Genomic DNA, 17905 nt, shown 5'->3' with positions numbered 1-17905 from the left:
TCCTTCTCGTCGTCAGAGTTCTTGAAGCAGCTCCCGCAGCCGGGGGAGTTGCTCGCCGATCACGCGCGCTGCCTCCTCCGGTGCGTACGTGGTTCCGGTGACATCGCCCAGCAGGAGGTGGGTGGCTCCGGACTCCGCATAGGGAGCGATCCGTTCGGCGATCTCGTCGGCATTGCCGAGCCAGGCGAGTTCCTCGACGAGCTCGACGGGAATCGTGTCGGCGATCTCGGCCAGACGTTCGGGCTCGATCGTGTGCGGAATGATGTCGGCCTGGCCACGACAGTCCGGCCCGCCCGGATGATCGAGGCCGTACGTCCGCCAAGTTGCAGCCGGCAGGTAGTAGGCGATCAATCGAGCGACCGGTAGCTGTTCCAGCGTTTGCAAGACTTGCTCGCGTGAATCTCCGAGAATCGTCGCGGGTACCAGCGAGGCCACCGGCGTGGGTCTGTCGGCGCTCGTGGCGGCGGCTTTGATGATGCCAAACTGCTCGCGGTACCGTTCCACGCTGCTGGGCAACGGCAGCCAGCCGTCGGCGTAGGTACCGGTCAGCCGGAGCATCCGAGGATGTTGTGCTGCGACCCAAACCTCAGGGATGCCTTTGTTGCCATCGCGCGGAAGTCCAGTGCGGCCAACACCTTCGGGCATGTGGCCGCGGTCAAGCATCGATCGGATTTCCCGTAGGGCCCGCTCGACATTGCCGACGGGGAAGTCGTAGTCATATCCGAACGGGACGATCGATTCCGCCTCGCCCGAGCCCAGACCCAGGACGAAGCCGCCGCGGCAAGCATCGTGCAGCGTGAGCGCGGCACGCGCGAGATCGCCGCCCCGCCGTCGGGTGGCATCGGTGACGCACGTGCCGAGTGGCAGATCAGTCGTGGGACCCAGTGCTGCCGCGACACAGAAGGGATCCAGCAAGGCATCGGGGTCGGGAAGTGCCTGCGCGGCAGGGAACAACGGCCAGATTGTTGGATGGGTGAGGCCCATCATGTGGTCGAGTACCCAGACGTCGTCGACCCCCACCTGCTCCGCAGCGCGGAGGGCGGCGCGATTGACGTCTACAGACTGCATCGTGGGAAGCAGCAATCCAAGTCTCACGGTGTCCCTTGCTCGACGTCGAACTCAGTGCCGTAATATTTACACCGTAAATATTTGATGTCAACCGCGATTGTTCTACCTTGTGGGGAAATGACTACCGGAAATCGGCCTGGGCGCCGCGCCCTCCTCGACGTCGACCATGTGATCGATGTGGCGCTGGCGATCCTTGACGCCGATGGCCTCGAAGCCGTCAGTTTCCGCCGCCTCAGTGCCGACCTCGGCGTCAGCCACATGACGTTGTACGGCTATTTCGACTCCAAAGACGCACTGCTCGAAGCACTTGTCGCGCGCACCATCGCCATCCCGTCGGGTTCTCAAACGACTGTCGAAGACTGGGACACCGTGCTCTTCGACGCCATCCTTGACCTGCACCGGATCCTCGTCAGCCGCCCCGGCATTGCGGAGATTCTGGTCTCGGAGCAACTCACGGGCGAGTGGGTTGCCGAAGCGCGCGAACGCCTTCTCGACATTCTGCGCGGCGGCGGTTACGACGAGCGCCAGGCAACTGACGGAATCAGCGTCGTCTTCAACTACCTGCTGGGCGCGGTCATGATCGAAACGAGACGCGGACGGGGCGGGTCGCCGTCCTCGTTCGGGGTTGGTCTGCAATACCTGATCACCGGTCTCAAAACCGCCCCACCGTGAGCCAGGCCGGGAAAAAATGTGGTCCGGGGTTCGACGGCTTGGCATGAGCGCGGTGTGGATTGGAATGTCAACGACCGTTCACATATGAATGCCGCGCTGATATGCTGCCAGGCATGATTCTAAATCATATGGAGTACACGTTCGTTCAGGATTCGGAGCGGTGAGATAACCGGTGCGCATCGGGCATGGGCACTTCTTCCAGAACCTCGACGGGCGACCCGACCACGAAGTCTGGCGCACGGAGATGATGCTCGCCGATCGCGCCGAACAGCTCGGCTTTGATTCGGTGTGGGCTGTCGAGCATCATTTCGCGGACTATTCGATGTCGACGGATCCATTGCAGTTTTTGACCTGGGTCGCGGCGCGCACGCAGCGCGTGCGGCTCGGCACGATGGTGTCGGTGTTGCCCTGGCACGACCCGATCCGGTTGGCCGAACACGCGTGCGTGCTTGACCACCTGTCCGGCGGACGACTGATTCTGGGCATGGGGCGCGGGCTGGCCCGCCAGGAGTTCGACGGGTTCGGCGTCGAGATGGCCCGTTCCCGACAGCTTTTCGATCAGTCCGCCGCCGAGCTGCTGGACGCGTTTGAAACCGGACGCCTGCGCGGCGTCGAGCTGCGACCGGCGCCCTTGGCGCCGCTGCGCGGGCGCGTGTTCGCCTCGTCGATATCGCCGGAGTCCGCCGAGGTGATGGCTCGCCTCGGTGCGGGGATCATGATTTTTCTGCAGAAGCCCTGGGATCAAACGGTCGGTGACCTGCAGCGCTACGGCGAGCACTATCGGCGATATCGCGGTACCGATCCGCCAAAGCCGATGGTGGTGATTTTCAATGCCTGCCACGAGGACCCCGACCTCGCCGCCGAGCTGTTCGAGCAGGTTGTGGCCTACTACCGGTCGACGATCGAGCACTACGGCTTCGCCGATGAGGCGATGGCACAAATCCCGGGCTATGAATACTACGGCAATATCGCCCGCACGATCGCCAAGCACGGGCGGGAGCAATTCGCGCATTTCCTGGCCGAGCTGCAGCCGTGGGGGACGCCCGAGGAAGTCGTCGAGAAGACCCGCGAGATCGTGCGTCGCACCGATGCCGGGGGCCTGATCGTCGTGTCGGCGTTCGGCAACCTGGCCCCTGACATCGCGGCGGACAACCAGGAGCGCTTCGCCCGGGTAGTGATGCCCGCCTTGTCCGAAACCGTCAGCAGTTCAACCTGAAAGGGGTAGGTGTTTTGAAGCTTGGAATCACAATGCCCAGTCGCACCGCCGCGCTTTCGCGCATACCGGAATACGCGCGCATGGCCGACGAGGCGGGCTTAGATTCGGTGTGGACCTACGAGGTATACCGCAACCCGTTTGCGATGTTGTGCACGTCGGCGTTGGCCACATCGAACATCGAGCTGTGTTCCGGGCTCGCGACGGCGTTCAACCGCTCGCCGTTCGAGGCGGCGAACGCGGCAGCCGACGTCGACGAGCTATCCGGTGGCCGTATGAAATTCGGCCTCGGTACCGGAGTTCCGGAGTTTCTGGAATCCTTCCACTCCACCGACTTCAACAAGCCGATCAAGCGGCTGAGTGAATACGTCGATGTGTTACGCCGTTCCTGGGCGTACCTCGCCGGCGAAGAGGTCAAGCCCTTCAACGGCGCTTACTACAACTTCGTCGCCCCGCCGATCAACCCGTGGGGGCTGCGTGACATGGTGCGCCCGCAGATCCCGATTCTCGTCGCGGGCATGCGGCCACAGCTGCTCAAATTGTGTGGGGCGAAGGCCGACGGATGGGTCGGCTATCTCTGGACACCAAAGTTTTTCGAACAGATCGTGCTTCCCAACATTGCCGAGGGAGCGCGCTCGGCCGGCCGTGATCCGGACGCGCTCGACCTGGCGTGTGAAGTCATTTGCTGTGTCCACCCCGACCGTGACGTCGCGCTGGCGCGTGCCAAGAAGCACGTCGGCTTCTACATCGCCCACCCGGTTTCCGACGTGGTCGCCCAAATCGAAGGCGTGCAGGATCTGGTCAACGAATTGCGTGTGTCGATGATGCAGAGGGGGTTAGCGGCGTTCGAGGACACCCCCGAAGAGCTTGTCGAACTGTTCTCCATCACCGGGACACCCGAGGAGTGCCGCCAGAAACTCGACAACTACAAGGGTCTTCCGCATCTGGCCCTGCACACGTCCTACGTTCCTCCATTTACCACCGAGGAGTCCGAGGACTGTTATCTGCAGATCATCGACGCGTTCAAACGCGTAGGCCGCGATGACCGATGACGTCATTGTGGTCGGCGGAGGGCCCTCGGGTTTAGCTGCGGCACAACGATTATCCCGAGCCGGCGTTCCGGTCCGGGTGCTGGACGCCAACGACCGGCTGGGCGGAAAGATGCTCACGTCGCGCCGGGAAGGTTTCATCCTCGACGAGGGTGCGTTCTTTCTGCCGACCACGCACCGGACGCTACTGGCGACCGCCACCGAGATCGGCATGGCCGGCGAAATCGTGCCCGGCGGGTTCATCCTGGGCATCCTGCGCGACGGAGTCATCCACGATCTGGATGGCAACCACCTGGTGTCCGGACTGCTGCGCACCCGAGTGCTGTCCATCCGCGCGAAACTCGAGATGATCAAAATCCTGCCCGAATTGATCCGCGCGCGCCGAGCCGGCTATGCCCGGATGCCCGAGATACGACGCTATGACACTGAGACAGTGTCGACGTGGACGCGATCGCGATTCAGTCGCGAACTGCAGGAGTATCTCGCCGAGACCGTGCTGCGTGGCATCGCCGCTACCAGCGGCGACACGGCCTCGCGGGGGGACTTTTTGGCGATCCTGGCACTATTCGGCGGCGCCAAGCTGGTGAGTTTCCGCGACGGCATGGGTTCCTACACTGACCGGCTGGCCCGCGACGTGAAAACCGAAGTCGGCGCGGAGGTTACCTCGATTGAGGACACCGGAAGCGGAGTCGCGGTCACCTGGAGGGATCAGGGTGGCGTCGAACGAATCGAAAACGCGGCGGCTTGTGTGGTCACGACTCCCGGACAGACGACCGCGCGGATCGTGCGCGGGCTGGACACTTGGCGACGGGGATTTCTCGAGCAGCGGGTGCGCAACGGAAAGTTGATCCTGCTCAAGGTCGGGCTGTCCAGCATCCCCTGGGATGTGAAGTCCACTTACCTCCTGGTGCCGCGGGCCAGCCACCCCTTCCTCACCGGAATAATGCTCGACCATCACAAGGCGCCCGGTCGCGCCCCAGCGGGAAAGGGACTGCTCACCATCGCGGCACTGGACTCCTGGAGTGAAGAGCACTGGGAGGACGATGACGGCGAGATACGTGTTGCCCTGCTCGCCGGGCTGGATGAGATCCTGCCTGGCACAGCTGATTACATCGAATTCGCCGATGTAATGCGTTGGCGGGAGGAGTACACGGCCGTTGGTTTCTACCGCGACCTGGGACGGTTCCGCGCGCTCTGCGAGCAGGACCGCCGAATACAGTTGGCCGGCGACTCCCAGGCCTTCCAGAACTTGGAATCAGCGACAATCTCCGGTCAGCGCGCGGCCGAGCGGCTACTCGCCGGCCAAGTACTGGCCTGACACTTGAAAGGCACGCTCACGATGACCGAACGGCAACAGCGCATCTGCGTATGGGGGGGAATCACTTTCGCGCCGCTGTTCTTCGTGGGGTTCTGGCTATTCGCGGGCTTCATACCGCCGCCGGCGCCGGGGATGAGCGCCGACGCCGTAGCGCAGATGTTCGCCGAGGGACGTGGCCGAATCCGCACCGGCCTCTGGATCGCCACCGCCGCGGCGCCGTTTTTGGCGTTCTTCGTCGCGGCGCTCACCCACCAGATCCGGCGGATCGCCGGCAGCGGTTCACCGCTGGCCACCGCACAGCTGATTGCCGGGTCGTGCTTGATCCTCGAGTTCATCTTCCCGCAACTGGTATGGCAGACGGCCGCATACCGGAGCGAACGCAGCCCTGAGACGATCCAACTGCTAAACGATCTGGCCTGGCTGCCGTACGTCGGGATCGTCGGAACGGCGATGGCCCAGATGGCGATTATCGCGATCGTCGTATTTCAGGACCGTCGGTCACACCCGCTGCTGCCGCGCTGGTGTGCATATCTCAACATTTGGACGGCGCTGGGCGTCGCGCCGGGCAGTTTCGTCGTCTTCGTGCATGACGGTCCAGTGGCCTGGAACGGAATTCTGGCCTGGTGGCTGCTTTGCGTGTCGTTCTTCGTCTGGATGGTGACGATGACGTGGCTGATGTTGCGCGCCAGTCGCATCGACGAGGAGGCCGAGGGTCAGAGCACGAGCCGCGCGAACGTGCAAGCCGGTGTCGGCTAGCGCCCGAGCGCGGTGGTGACCGCTACGCCACCGTGTACCCACCATCGACGGGAATCGCAACCCCGGTAAGGTAGGAAGCGCCGTCACTCGCGAGAAATGCTGCCACTGAGGCGATTTCGTCTGGACGGCCCAATCTGGCCTGCGAGGTCATGGCCACGGCCTGAGCCTTTATCTGCTGGTACATATCGGGAGTCGTCTCTTTGAGGTCGGCGAGCATGGGCGTTTCGATTACCCCAGGAAGTATCGCATTCACCCGGACGCCAGAACTTCCATATTCGTGTGCGGCGACCCGCGTCAACCCGACAACCCCGGCTTTGCTGGCCGTATAAGCACTCGCTCCCGCGAAAGCGACGACCGCGGCGATCGACGCGATGTTGATGACCGAACCGCCTCCGCTGGAAATCAACGCTGGAATCGATTTCCTCATCACGAGATACACTCCGCGAAGATTCACGGCGATCACCTGGTCGAAGGTTTCGGGCGCAGATTCTGCCAGGGAAGTGAACGCGCCATCGATGCCCGCATTGTTGACCACGATGTCGAGCCGGCCGAATTCGTCCAGTGTTCTCTTGATCAGGGCGTCGACATCGTGTTCGCTGCTGACGTCGCATACGACGCCGATACTGCGGCGCAGCCCCGATGCCACGTGCTCAGGGTTCCCGCCGACATCGCAGATCACCACAGATGCTCCACGGTGATCGAAAGCGCGGGCAATGGCGATCCCGATCCCGCGAGCAGCCCCGGTGACGATTGCTACTCTGCCGTCGAGTTCCGCCATCTCGCTCCTCCCGACATTTCAGAGCGCACCTGGAATTTCGGCGTACCTCAGAACAAGTCAGCTGACGAGTGCCGCTCTACTGCCGAACCGAGCCGGCGAACCATGTCGTCGAGTCGGTCGCGTCCACGTTGGTCGGAGCCTTCCCAACGGACATTTGCCATGATCGGCCACAACAGGTTGTATGCCGTCGCCCAGCGGTACTGTTCGCGTGCCTGGTTCTGCTCGTAGTCGGTCAGGCCACTGCAATAGCGTTGTACCAGAGCATCTTCGATGCCTGCCAGTCGGTCAACCGGCATGCTGGTGCAAAGCAGGTATTGGAGTTCCCGGATCCCGCACTCCTGTCCGACGGTTTGAAAGTCGATGAACACCGGTTCACCGTTCGCGTCGAAAAGTAAGTTGTCCGAGCGTAGTTCGCCGTGTGTGATGCAGGTTGGCGTCGCCAGCGCGTCGAGCATCCGTGGCTGCAGCTCGGCGAAGCGATCCGAGATCCACACCGCGCTGGGCGGTAGCAGTTCCACGAGGGCCTCGCGGCGCAGCCCCCATACATAGGCGAAGAGCTGGCCGTACTGCTGCTGCAGAGCGCGCCCCTCGCCCGAGGAGGTAGGCCAGAATCTGGCCGAATACCGTTGCAGCAGCTTTTCGTTGCTCCAAGACCAACCATGGAACCGTGCGAGAGCGTCGACGATCGCCTCGGCTTGTTGCCGGCTGAATCCCTCGTGCTGGTCGATCTGGACACAATCGCCGGCGAGATCCTCCATCACCAACACGAAGTCGGTGGAATCGGTTGCTTGCTCGGCGAAATGGATTTTTGGTGTACGCACCGGCAGGTGCGGAGCGAGCTCACGATAGAACTCGATCTCACGGCTATACGTGCCGATACCGTCCAGCATCGCGCGGGTGTCGCCGACGATCGGCATCTTAACCAGCACGCTCGTCGGTGTGCCGGGCGGGCCATCGAGGGTGAGCCGAAAGAGGCGGCAAGCGAATGCTGTTCCCAATCCGACGCTTTCGCGGTTGACCACCCGCACCGATGTGCCCAGCGCCTGGCTGGCCCACGAGTCGTCGAGGTCGTCGGCCGACTGTGGAAGCTGTCGCAGGCTCATCGCACCAGGACCGATCGTTCGGTGAGGCCGAAACCAACCTGGCCGTCCCAATTGAATCTGGTCATCGCCTCGGCAAGCAGATGGTGGCAGCCGTCTCCACGCGCGGCCCCGCGGACGATCTCTCCAGGACCGGCGATTGCCAAAGCGCCGACCTGACCTATCGTGGCCGTCAGCTGGATCGTCTCGTTCTCGACTTTTAGCGTGAGCGTGTAGTCGTCGCCTCGCCGGTCCCATGAGTCGAGCAGCGGAGCCGCGCTGACCAGCCGGCCGTAGCGCACACTGTCGCCGGTGCACACGGCCGCGTGGTTCATCCGCCCGGTCCCGTCACGATTGGCCAGATACATCAGGCAGAAGGCGCGCCCGTCAGGCCATTGCGCGTGACACCAGATGTGATTGTGTAGGCCTGTCAGGTCGCGTGCCCCGGTGCTGTGGTCCCGGATCCCGGTGCCGGCCAGTTCCACCGAAACATCGCCGTAAGAAAGTGTTCCCGTTACGGCGCAGTGCTGTTCGTAGTGCGACGATGCCCAATTCTGCTCGTGCATGGCGCCGAGTTCGAACGCTGGGCCCATCGCTTCGTAGGTCAGGTCGAAGGACAGCTTGACGTGTAACCCGTCCGCCACGCCGCCGCTACGCAGCTCGTCGCCGGAAACCAGCCGGGCCGGACCGCGGAATGTCTTGCGCCATGTGCGCCACGGTTCGATGCACTGATACGTTAGCGACGGCCCAGCCGGCCCCCGCGGCGTTTCACCGCCATACCCGAATCCGCGCGCAGCCAGGAACATGTCGCCCGGCAGATAGATCAGGACCAGCTCGTCCCAGGCCGGCTGGTCGAAAGAGACCCGGCCGAGGTGCAGGAACATGCCGATGCGCTCGGCGGGGAAGTAGGCCTGGCTCAAGTAGTTCTCGACCCAGAGCGGCACATCGGGAACTTGATGCAGGAACTCGTCGACGTCGGCCAGATGCTGGGGGCGTTCAACCCGGCTCGTCGTCACACCCGTACCCCTGCCGCCTGCTTGATCAGGCCGGAAATCTCGTTGGCGCGGCGTAGCGACTCCGGTCCCTCCAGTGGTCCCAGCGCCAGCGGCGTCATATCCAACCAGCCGACGAATTGCGCTCCGGCCTCCACGAATCCGGAGTGCAGCTTGGCCATCTCTTGTGGCGTGCCTACGTGAAAAGCCTTGCGTGACATCGACACGGGCGTGGCATTGACAATACGATTGATTTCCTCGTCGGTCTGCTCGAACGGGGCCCACTTGACCGCGTAATGCCACCCCTCGGGCATCACCGGCGTCTCACCTTCTTCGATCCAGCGCGTTTGATCCAGACGGCCGAATTGCCCTGCGAAATACCGGACGATCGGGTTGGCCAGAACTTTCTCGATGACCTCCGGATCCTCGTGGCAGACGTAGATGCTCCAAATGCCGAAACCGAACGCATCGGGGTCGCGTCCGTAGCTCTCCACCTTCTGGCGCATCGCCGTGACGGTCTCGGAGAATTCCTCCGGCGTCTGAATGGCCTGCGGGGAAGCGGCTTCGAATCCATCGGCATACCGGGCCGCAATATCCAGTAGCACCGGTCCGCCGCCCAGGGCCCAGAACTCGGGGCGCTTCTGCGGGCGGTGATTGCCGATCGTGGCGTTTTTCAGATGCCAGAAGTTCGTCTCCTGCGTCCATGGCTCCGGCTCGTCGTAGAGACGGCGGACGAGCTGGAAAATGTCCTCGAGCCTCTTGAGGCCTTCTGCCCGTTTGTAGCCGAACGGTTTCGTCTGCCGCAGCTCACCAGCGCCGACCGCGACCACGACGTCGCCGCTGGTCGCATTGCTCAAGGTGAGCACCTTGCGCAGGAGTTCGGCCGGTGCACTGCGAATCGCATCCGTCGACAGCCGGATGTTGGCATCGGGGTTGTGCGCCAAAGCGATCGCGGCCTGCAGGAACGGGTCGTAGGTCGAGTTGCCGTCGATGAACTCGGCCGCCGGCGTGTTGTCCGGGGTCCACAGCTCCCCGGGGAACCACCCGGACAGCTCGTCCCAGAGCCACATGTAATCGATGTTCGGACTGTCGTGGACCGCCCCGGCGAATTGCGTGAACGCCGGGATGGGCGTGGTCCGGTGATTATCGAGCGGATAGCCGGTCACGACATGGGAGTTCATTTAATTGATTCCTTTCTGGGTCTGGCCACGGTGCGCTCACAGAGCCCGTAACCGATCTGACCGTTCCAGCTCAGGCGGGCCTGAGATTCGTACACAACGTGGCTGGCGTCGAGAGTGCGGTCGGTACCGAGCGTCATCTCGACCGGACCGACGAACGAAAACGGCATGGGCGCAATGATTTCCCCGCGGATCTCCTGAGCCTCGCCGCCAACCTGCAGTTCGATCCGCCACGGATCGAAGACCTCGGATTCGGCGTCGAGCAGCGCATCGTGGCTGACCAGCGATGCGTGAGTCATGCCGGTGCCGTCGCCGATGACGTGGAAGTTCAGCAGCGGGGCTCCGCCGCCGCGACGGGCGATGTGCATCGTTGAAAGCCAACGCCCGTCCGGGAATTCGCCGTGAATCCAGAAGTGGTTGCCCATCACCGAGAGGTCGCGCGGGCCCCACGTGTGATCTCGTACACCGGTGCCCTCCACATCGAGGCGCTGACCGTCGAGGGTTATCTGGCCACTGCACCTGAAGTGCTGCTCATAGTGGGTGTGCCCGAAGTTGCCCGGGCGCACGTCGCCGACACCGAAGGGTGCCCCCAGCGCGTGGTGTGTCAGCTCGACGTCGAGCCCGACGTGCATCCCCGAGGGAGCCGGGCCGTCGCGCAGTATTCGGCCGTCGACTAACTGCGCGGCACCCCGGTAGCGGGTCACGTTCTCCTCGAACGGCCGCGGCGCCTCGAAGGACAAGCTGCCGCCGATCTGCCGCGCGGACGGCGCGTAGCCGAAGCCCTTGGCCACCGCGAACCGGTCACCCGGCAGGTAGACGGCCACCACCTCGCTCCACAGCGCGGTGTCCCACGAGGTGCGGTTGGTGTGTGCGTAGAAGCCGACATTGCTGCGCGGGCAGTAGGTCTGGACCAGGAAACTCTCGGACCAGCTCGCATCGCCCTGCGGCGGATGGGCGAAATCATCGGAATCGGCGAACTCGTGGGGTTCCACGCGGGCGGGCTGCGGAGCGGCCGGCGTCATTCGCCGACCCTGAATTGCAGCGGTGGCAGCGTCGAGGATGCCGCTTTCTTGCGGGCGCGTCGGCGCAGCCGCGACGGCCCCCGCAGCACCGCGTCCGCGGTGTTTCGGCCGGGCCAGCCGCTGATGTATGCCATGGGGAAGGCGCCCGCCCCGGAATGCCAAACCCGCTCGACCGGGCTCTCGTAACCGGCCAGCGCCGGGATGGGCCGCGTCGGGCCGAGCTGGTTCAGTGTGAGATCAACGTGCTCGTAGTTGCCGCCGTGGACGAAATAACGCTCCTCGAAATCCGGCGGCGCGGTGAGGTGTGCGTCGATGATCAGGTCCCGGGTGCCGGGCGCATAGAGCTCGTAGTGGTCCAGAGCACGCTCGAAGTAGTCCTTCTTTTCGTCGTCCCAGCTTCTCCCGTTCGAAAGCTCGATCGGAGTGTTGAAGCAGTAGAACTTCAATGTCTCGCCCGCGCTGGAGGGTGGTACCAGGCTGCGGTCGTAGACCGACGAGCTCAACGTGGCCATCGGGATCTCGTCCGTGAAGGCGCCGGCCATCCCGTCGACGGTCGACCGCCGCATGTAATCCAGCGTCGGACACAACATCAGCGTCGAGGTGTATTCGTCGTCGTGGAATCCCGGGAATTTCGGCCGCCCGGACAATGCCATTTCAGCGTCGAAATAAAGCACGTTGTATCGCCCGACCTGCAACGACCGGAGCTGGTCGAAGGTCGAGTCGGGTACGTCGGACGGATCGAGCAGCTTGGTCAGCAAGGTGTAGGGATCCACGGCGCACACCACGTCGGACGCCAGGATCTGCTCGCCGCTGTCCAATTCGACGCCGCGTGCGGTCCCGTTGTGCGTGAGCACCCGTTTGACCTTGGCGCTGGTGCGAATCTCGCCGCCGTGATGGCGTACCGCATTGGCGATCGCCTGGGTGAAGGCACCGCTGCCGCCGACCGGCCGCTTCACGCCCCATTGATGGATTCCACACAGGAACGCCAAGTGGAATCCGGTGCCGGTCTCGGTGATCGGCCCGAACGTGCCTGCCGAGTAGGCGGCGATGGGGGCCTTGATCTCTTCCCTTTCAAACCATTCTTCGAGCACGGCGTCGATCGAGCCGAGCATGACGCGGGCGCCCTTGGCCAGTTTGGTGCGACTCTTCGCGGCCTGCTTGAGGACGTCGAACACGGTGTGCGGCTTTACCCGCCAGGGGTGGCCGTGAAAGTAGGGCATCAGCGTCATCAGCGTTTCGGTGATGATGTCGACGAGTTGCTCGTACCGTTGCGCGTCCCGGCGTGAGTACTTCGCGATTTCGGTTTTGGTCCGGGCGATGTCCTGGTAGAACGCGACGCTGGCACCGTCGGGACCCAGCCAGGTCGTCAGGGCGGTCGGGTGCACCCACCGCAGTCCGTGCTTGTGTAGCTCCAGCTGGTCCACGATCGAGGGCTTGACGCCGGGCAGAACGAACTCAACGCTGCAAGGGCTCACCTTGAAGCCGGGTGCGTTGGGCATTTCCATTGTCCAGACCAGGCCGCCGACGGTGTCGCGGGCCTCCAGCACCAAAACTCGCTTGCCCGCTTTGGCCAGAAATGCCGCGCAGGTGAGACCGTTGTGGCCCCCGCCGACGACCACGACGTCATATGTCTTCGGTTGCGCGCTTGTTCCCACGTCGGCAACGTATCGGCGGCGATGGGATGCAGTCGCCACCCACCCGGGGGAGTTTTTCGTGGCCCTGTGATGGGTTTTCGGTTAGTGCGATACTGCGCGAATAATGTCGAGACCCGTTCATCCGCTCGAGCGAGACCGCGAACTGGATGCGTTACGTTCCGTGATCACGCACGCGCGCAGCGGTCACGGACAGGCTTGCGTGATCGAGGGACCCAGCGGTATCGGCAAGTCGTACCTCCTCGATGAAGCCGCCGCACTTGCGACCGAGGCCGGTTTCACGGTGCTGCGAGCGCGCGGCAGCGAACTCACCCGCGAGCTGGCCTTCGGTATGGCCGTCGAATTGGTGGAAACCCGGTTGGTGCGCGCCACCGCCGACGAGCGCACCGAATTGCTCAGTGGCCCAGCGGCACTCGCCGAACCGATGGTGAGTCGTCGGGTCCAGCCGGCTGAGTACACCGCCACAACGGACGAGTTCACCGTTATCCACGGCTTGTACTGGCTCATGGTCAACCTGTCCGGGAACGGCCCCTTCGCTCTGCTCGTCGACGACGCGCAGTGGGCGGATCCCGGCTCGCTCCGGTTTTTTGCCTATCTGGGCGAACGGCTGGACGATCTGCCGATCACGCTGCTGACCGCGGTTCGCACCGGTGACCCCGAGACCCACTCTGATCTGGTCTCTTTGCTATGGGAGAGCAGCGCCGCGCCGTCGATTCGGCCGCCTGAACTCAGCCGGCAGGCGGTCGGCGAGCTCCTCGCAACGGGCTTGGAGCTCGAAGTCGATGACGCCCTCATCGACACGGTGCACCACGAGACGGGCGGGAACCCCTTCCTGGTCAGCGAGGTCATCGCCGAGCTACGCGACGAGTCAGACATCACCGCGGCCAGCACGGGTTCGTTGCGAACACCGCACTCAGTGCGACGCCAGATCGCCCGTAGGCTGGCGCGTTTGGGACCGGATGCCCGTGAGCTGGCCAAAGCTGCCGCCGTGTTGGGCGACGGGACGTCTCTGGCCGTCGTTACCCGAATGGCCGCGCTGCGGCCTGCCCCGGCGGTTACCGCGGCCGAGCGGCTCGTTGCCGCGCGGATCTTCGACGCCGCCGATCCAGCCTCGTTCGCTCACCCCATGATCCGATCGGCGACGTACGCCTCCCTGGCGCCAGGGGAGAAGCCCGAAGCGCACGCGCGCGCGGCGAAGTTGCTCGCAGCCGTCGGAACCGATTCGGAGGTCGTCGCGCGCCATCTGCTCGAGGCCACGCCGAGTGAGGAGGCGTGGGTGGCGGGAATTCTGCATGCGGCCGCGCGTGCGGCCGCACGAAAAGGCTCCCCGGCGAACGCGATTCGTTATCTGCGCCGCGCACTGGACACCGCCCCGCAGGACTCGGTCTCGCCTCGCCTTCTGATCGACCTCGGTCTGACGGAGGCGGCCGCGGGACAGACGACGTCGTTGCAGCGTTTCGAGCAGGCGATGCTGCTGATCGATGAACCGACCGTGCGGGCCGATGCGCTGTATTCGTTAGGGCAAACGCTGTACCGCTACGGCAGGCACGAGGAAGCCGCCGCCGCGTTTCGTCGCGGCGCTGAGCTATTCGAGGATGGCGATGTGCAGGTCTTTCGGCGATTCCAGGCGTCGTCGATGTGCGCCGAGTCCTATTTGGCGCCAATTCACCGCCGGGTTGATCTGCTCGACGCCACCGAAGTGTCACCGCCGCAGGGCGCCGGTGACAGGGCAATGCTGGCGATACGGGCATTGAACATCTCGCTACGGGTACCCCCGGCGTCCAGGGCAGCGGCGTTGGCGGACATGGCCATTGCCGACGGCAGACTTCTGCTTGAACAGACATCGGAATCGCCGGTAGTCAATCTTGTTGTGTTGCCCTTGCTTTACGGTGGCGAACTAGAGGCGGCGGAGCGTCACATCGATGCCGTGCTCGCCGACGCACGCAGCCGCGGTGCGTCGCTGGCCTTCGCTGAGGCCGCGTTGATGCGGGCGTTGGTGTGCTATGCGGCGGGCCGCGTCAACGATGCGATGGTGGACGCGCAGATCGCGGTCGAGGGGATGAACCGCGGGTGGCACGCACTGGCTCCCACGGCGCTGGCGACGCTCGTGCATTGCATGATCGAGCGGGGCGAACTGGATCAGGCCGCTGACATGCTGAGCCGTGCCGAGCACGAGTTGGCACCCCCGGAAGCGTTGGGGATCAACGCTTGGTTCTACGTCGCGAGGGCGCGGCTTCGACTGTGTCGCAGGGAGATCACGGCGGCGCGGGCCGACCTGGAATCAGCAGTCCAGTCGCTGCGCGACTACGGCATGATCAACCCGGCGGTGCTGCCATGGCGACCGCTGGCATGCATGGCGGCCGCGGCCGCGGGCGACACATCGCGAGCCCGTGAGCTCATCGAATCCGAGATCGAGCTCGCCCGGCGATTCGAAACGCCGATCGCGCTGGGTGCCGCGCTTCGGCGGTCCGCGCTGGTGCACGAGCCTTCGGAAGCGCTGGCCACCCTCACCGAGTCTGTGGCTGTCCTCGAGAAGACCGGCGCACGACTGGAACTAGCGCGGGCACTGACCGATCTCGGCGTCCATCTGCGCCGCGCCGGATCGCGGGTGGCCGCGCGCGATCCGTTGACCAACGCCCTCGATCTGGCGCACCGTGGTGGTGCCACGGCACTGGCTGACCGCGCCCGCGAGGAGCTTGTGGCCGCTGGTGCACGCCCACGCCGCCCGGCCCGGGTCGGCACCGAGTCGCTGACCCCGACCGAGCGGCGGCTCGCCCAGCTAGCCGCATCGGGGCACGACAACCGGAGTATCGCGGAGTTGACGTTCGTGTCACGCAACACGGTTGCGTGGCATTTACGCAATGTGTTCCGAAAGCTTGGCGTAGATTCCCGCGAGGCCCTCTCCGATGCCATGGCGGACTACGGGCCGCGGCGCACCGACGAGTAGTACCGGAACGACGGTCTCCCGCCAATGCCACCGGAACGAGTTGAAACTCGGTAAACCTGCTGGTCGTAGGTTTATGGCGGCTCTCATGTTCGGCTGCTGCTGCTTTTGAGCTGCGGATAGTCGATAATGTGCCTATGGCCCGTCCCTCCAAGCCCCTAATCCGCCCTGACGCCGTGGTGGAGGCCTCGCTGCGCATCATCGATACGGAGGGTCTGGACGCGTTCAGCTTGCCCCGGCTCGCGCGCGAACTCAACGTGCAGGCGCCGTCGCTGTATCACCACTTCGCCGACAAGGCAGAGATTTTGAAGGCGGTGGCGCGGGCGATAGTGGTCGAGACACGTTTGCCCGACCCCACGTCGGTGCCCAATTGGATGGAGTGGTTGGTCGCGCTGAGTTTGGCGTTTCGTGATTCGATGTTGCGGCACCACAATGCCGTACCGCTGTTACTGCAGTTCATGCCGCGCGATGTGCTCATCCGCAACTACAACGATTCCGCTATTTACCTCACCGAGATCGGTGTGCCGCTCGAGCAAGTGGTGCTGATCCTGGATGGCCTGGACAAGTTGACGTTGGGCGCCGGCATCACCGAGGCGATGCACGGCGACGAGGGGAGGGGTCGCCCATTCGCCAACGCCGATCCGGCCACCGAGCCTGTTCTGGTCGCGGCAGTAGCCGCCAATCAGCGATCCGCTACGGGGGCGTTCGCCGAAGCGATCCGTAGTTTCTTGCGCGGCGCAGCGCCCAATGTTCCGGAGTCCGCGCCACCGCCGCAGCATTGGGGTGAGTTCGGCTCGGCTGTAACACGATTCGAAGAGTCCACCGCCTCTTAGTTCGCCCGCGGGCTCACCCGACCGCTTGAGTGTCGTTTGTCAGCTCGGGATGCGCGCCTCGGATTTGGCGTCGCGCAATCTTGCCGCTGGCGATCCGGGGCAGAGCCGTGTGTTGGACGATGACGTGGCGCGGAACTTTATAGCCGGCAAGATGCGCGCGGCAATGCTCGATGACGGCCTCTGCGGTCAGGTTCTCTTCGGTATAGACGATCGCCGCGGGCGTCTCACCGAATTTGGGGTCGAACGCTGATACCACGCATACCTCGATCACGCCGGGTAGCTCGGCGACCACTGCCTCGATCTCGGAAGGAGCGACATTGAATCCGCCGGTGATAATGATGTCTTTGAGCCGATCGACGACGCGGATCCCGTTGGCATCCTTGATGCCGACATCGCCGCTGTGAAACCAGCCGCTGCGCATCGCCGCGGCGTAGGCGTGATCATTTCGCCAATATTGCGGGGTGATTCCCGGGCCGGACACGATGATTTCACCGGGCTCATCGGCATCGCAGTCGGTACCGTGCGGGCCGCACGACGCGCAGTCGCGTGAAAACCGTTCCGGTGCCGATCGATTCGGGCCGCACGACGGCGTTCTCCCTCGGATTGATGCTGGAAAGCCCTCCCAGTTCGGTCATTCCGTAGGCTTGCTGAACGGTTGCGCCCTTGTCGAGCCAGGCCCTCATCGTCGAAACAGGCGCCGCGGCACCAGCGATCGTCGCCAATTCCAACGCCGACAGGTCGGCCGAAGCAAAATCCGGATGGGCTGCCATACCGAAGTGCCGGGTCGGTAATGGCAAGATCCGCAACAAGGTTGAACGTGCTGCGATGGGTGAAGATGACACCCTTTGGGCGCGAAGTCGTTCCGCTGGTATAGACGATTTGGGTGATGTCGTCCGGGTGCGCATCCTCCCGCCGCCCAACCGTCCGATGTGGTTGGTGGCGCAGCGCGGCGAAGTCTTCGAGCCGCCACAGTCGGGTTGTGGTCCCCTGGATGGCTGCCGCGATCCGGTCGTGGTGGGCGTCATCGGCGAGGACCAGGCTGGGGATGGCGTCGTCGATCAGGTAGCGCAACTCCTCGGCAGTGAAGCGATTGTTCAATGGGACAACGACGATCCCGATCTTGAGCGCTCCGATCGCCGAGACGACCCATTCCAGACCGTTGTCACCGATGATGCCGATCCGGTCCCCGGGGTTGAGCGCCGCAGTTGCCAGATGCAGTGCGGCACAGTCGGTCCAGCGATCCAGCGTCGGGTAATCGACGGTGTCTGTGCCGTCGAAGACGATGGCGGCACGGTCGCGGGCCTGCCGCGCCCAGTAGCTCAACCGTCGGTCACCAGTTCGGTCATCGCGT

Annotated in this window: 16 protein-coding genes and 1 pseudogene; 7 read left to right on the top strand and 10 right to left on the bottom strand. The window is 64.1% G+C overall.

Annotation, left to right across the window (positions count from 1 at the left end; all coding sequences use genetic code 11):
* Positions 1–12 precede the first annotated feature (12 nt).
* The gene (locus OK015_RS19465; RefSeq protein ID WP_268125566.1) at positions 13–1095 is read right to left on the bottom strand and encodes an LLM class flavin-dependent oxidoreductase; all 1083 of its coding nucleotides are present in this window, start codon (positions 1093–1095) and stop codon (positions 13–15) included.
* A 90-nt stretch (positions 1096–1185) separates the two neighbouring features.
* On the opposite strand from OK015_RS19465, the gene OK015_RS19460 reads away from it, so the two are divergent.
* The 5 genes from OK015_RS19460 (at position 1186) to OK015_RS19440 (ending at position 6076) form a co-directional block, all read left to right on the top strand.
* On the top strand, positions 1186–1740 hold the full coding sequence (locus OK015_RS19460) for a TetR/AcrR family transcriptional regulator (protein WP_268125564.1): 555 nt from the start codon (positions 1186–1188) through the stop codon (positions 1738–1740).
* 172 nt (positions 1741–1912) lie between these two features.
* Positions 1913–2956: an LLM class flavin-dependent oxidoreductase gene (locus OK015_RS19455; RefSeq protein ID WP_268125562.1), complete on the top strand. Its 1044-nt coding sequence runs from the start codon at positions 1913–1915 to the stop codon at positions 2954–2956.
* Positions 2957–2988: 32 nt separating this feature from the next.
* The gene (locus tag OK015_RS19450; RefSeq protein ID WP_268125560.1) at positions 2989–4005 is read left to right on the top strand and encodes an LLM class flavin-dependent oxidoreductase; all 1017 of its coding nucleotides are present in this window, start codon (positions 2989–2991) and stop codon (positions 4003–4005) included.
* Positions 3995–5320 carry a protoporphyrinogen/coproporphyrinogen oxidase gene (locus OK015_RS19445; RefSeq protein ID WP_268125558.1) on the top strand — a complete coding sequence of 442 codons (1326 nt, stop codon included), beginning with the start codon at positions 3995–3997 and terminating at the stop codon, positions 5318–5320. The genes OK015_RS19450 and OK015_RS19445 overlap by 11 nt, the downstream gene beginning before the upstream one ends.
* Positions 5321–5341: 21 nt before the next feature.
* The gene (locus OK015_RS19440; RefSeq protein ID WP_268125556.1) at positions 5342–6076 is read left to right on the top strand and encodes a hypothetical protein; all 735 of its coding nucleotides are present in this window, start codon (positions 5342–5344) and stop codon (positions 6074–6076) included.
* A 22-nt stretch (positions 6077–6098) separates the two neighbouring features.
* Here the strand turns inward: OK015_RS19440 and OK015_RS19435 are convergent, their stop codons facing one another.
* The 6 genes from OK015_RS19435 to OK015_RS19410 are packed head-to-tail and all read right to left on the bottom strand — an operon-like array spanning position 6099 to position 12780.
* Positions 6099–6854 carry an SDR family NAD(P)-dependent oxidoreductase gene (locus OK015_RS19435; protein ID WP_268125554.1) on the bottom strand — a complete coding sequence of 252 codons (756 nt, stop codon included), beginning with the start codon at positions 6852–6854 and terminating at the stop codon, positions 6099–6101.
* 47 nt (positions 6855–6901) lie between these two features.
* The gene (locus OK015_RS19430) at positions 6902–7957 is read right to left on the bottom strand and encodes a phosphotransferase (protein ID WP_268125552.1); all 1056 of its coding nucleotides are present in this window, start codon (positions 7955–7957) and stop codon (positions 6902–6904) included.
* Positions 7954–8949, bottom strand: a complete 996-nt coding sequence (locus OK015_RS19425) for a DUF7065 domain-containing protein (protein WP_268125550.1) — start codon at positions 8947–8949, stop codon at positions 7954–7956. The genes OK015_RS19430 and OK015_RS19425 overlap by 4 nt, the downstream gene beginning before the upstream one ends.
* Positions 8946–10106: an LLM class flavin-dependent oxidoreductase gene (locus tag OK015_RS19420; protein ID WP_268125548.1), complete on the bottom strand. Its 1161-nt coding sequence runs from the start codon at positions 10104–10106 to the stop codon at positions 8946–8948. The genes OK015_RS19425 and OK015_RS19420 overlap by 4 nt, the downstream gene beginning before the upstream one ends.
* On the bottom strand, positions 10103–11125 hold the full coding sequence (locus OK015_RS19415; protein ID WP_268125546.1) for a DUF7065 domain-containing protein: 1023 nt from the start codon (positions 11123–11125) through the stop codon (positions 10103–10105). The genes OK015_RS19420 and OK015_RS19415 overlap by 4 nt, the downstream gene beginning before the upstream one ends.
* Positions 11122–12780, bottom strand: coding sequence for a phytoene desaturase family protein (locus OK015_RS19410; RefSeq protein ID WP_268125544.1), 1659 nt, complete (start codon positions 12778–12780; stop codon positions 11122–11124). The genes OK015_RS19415 and OK015_RS19410 overlap by 4 nt, the downstream gene beginning before the upstream one ends.
* A gap of 103 nt (positions 12781–12883) precedes the next feature.
* Between OK015_RS19410 and OK015_RS19405 the strand changes: the two genes are divergently transcribed.
* Entirely contained in the window at positions 12884–15724 is a 2841-nt protein-coding gene (locus tag OK015_RS19405) for an ATP-binding protein (protein WP_268125542.1), read from the top strand.
* Between the two features lie 134 nt (positions 15725–15858).
* Positions 15859–16554, top strand: coding sequence for a TetR/AcrR family transcriptional regulator (locus tag OK015_RS19400; protein WP_268125540.1), 696 nt, complete (start codon positions 15859–15861; stop codon positions 16552–16554).
* 13 nt (positions 16555–16567) lie between these two features.
* Here OK015_RS19400 and OK015_RS19395 read toward each other — a convergent pair whose 3' ends face one another.
* The 3 genes and pseudogenes from OK015_RS19395 to OK015_RS29280 form a co-directional block, all read right to left on the bottom strand.
* Positions 16568–17035, bottom strand: a complete 468-nt coding sequence (locus OK015_RS19395) for a class I adenylate-forming enzyme family protein (protein ID WP_268125538.1) — start codon at positions 17033–17035, stop codon at positions 16568–16570.
* A 16-nt stretch (positions 17036–17051) separates the two neighbouring features.
* Positions 17052–17324: an AMP-binding protein gene (locus OK015_RS29285; protein WP_442791132.1), complete on the bottom strand. Its 273-nt coding sequence runs from the start codon at positions 17322–17324 to the stop codon at positions 17052–17054.
* Between the two features lie 79 nt (positions 17325–17403).
* Positions 17404–17877 (bottom strand): annotated as a pseudogene (locus OK015_RS29280) (AMP-binding protein); the annotation flags it as partial.
* Between the last annotated feature and the right edge of the window lie 28 nt (positions 17878–17905).

It is taken from the genome of Mycobacterium sp. Aquia_216 (genome assembly GCF_026723865.1).
In the GTDB taxonomy this organism is placed as follows: domain Bacteria; phylum Actinomycetota; class Actinomycetes; order Mycobacteriales; family Mycobacteriaceae; genus Mycobacterium.
Note: the sequence above shows the minus strand (reverse complement) of the source record. Positions and strands in the feature narration are given on the sequence as shown.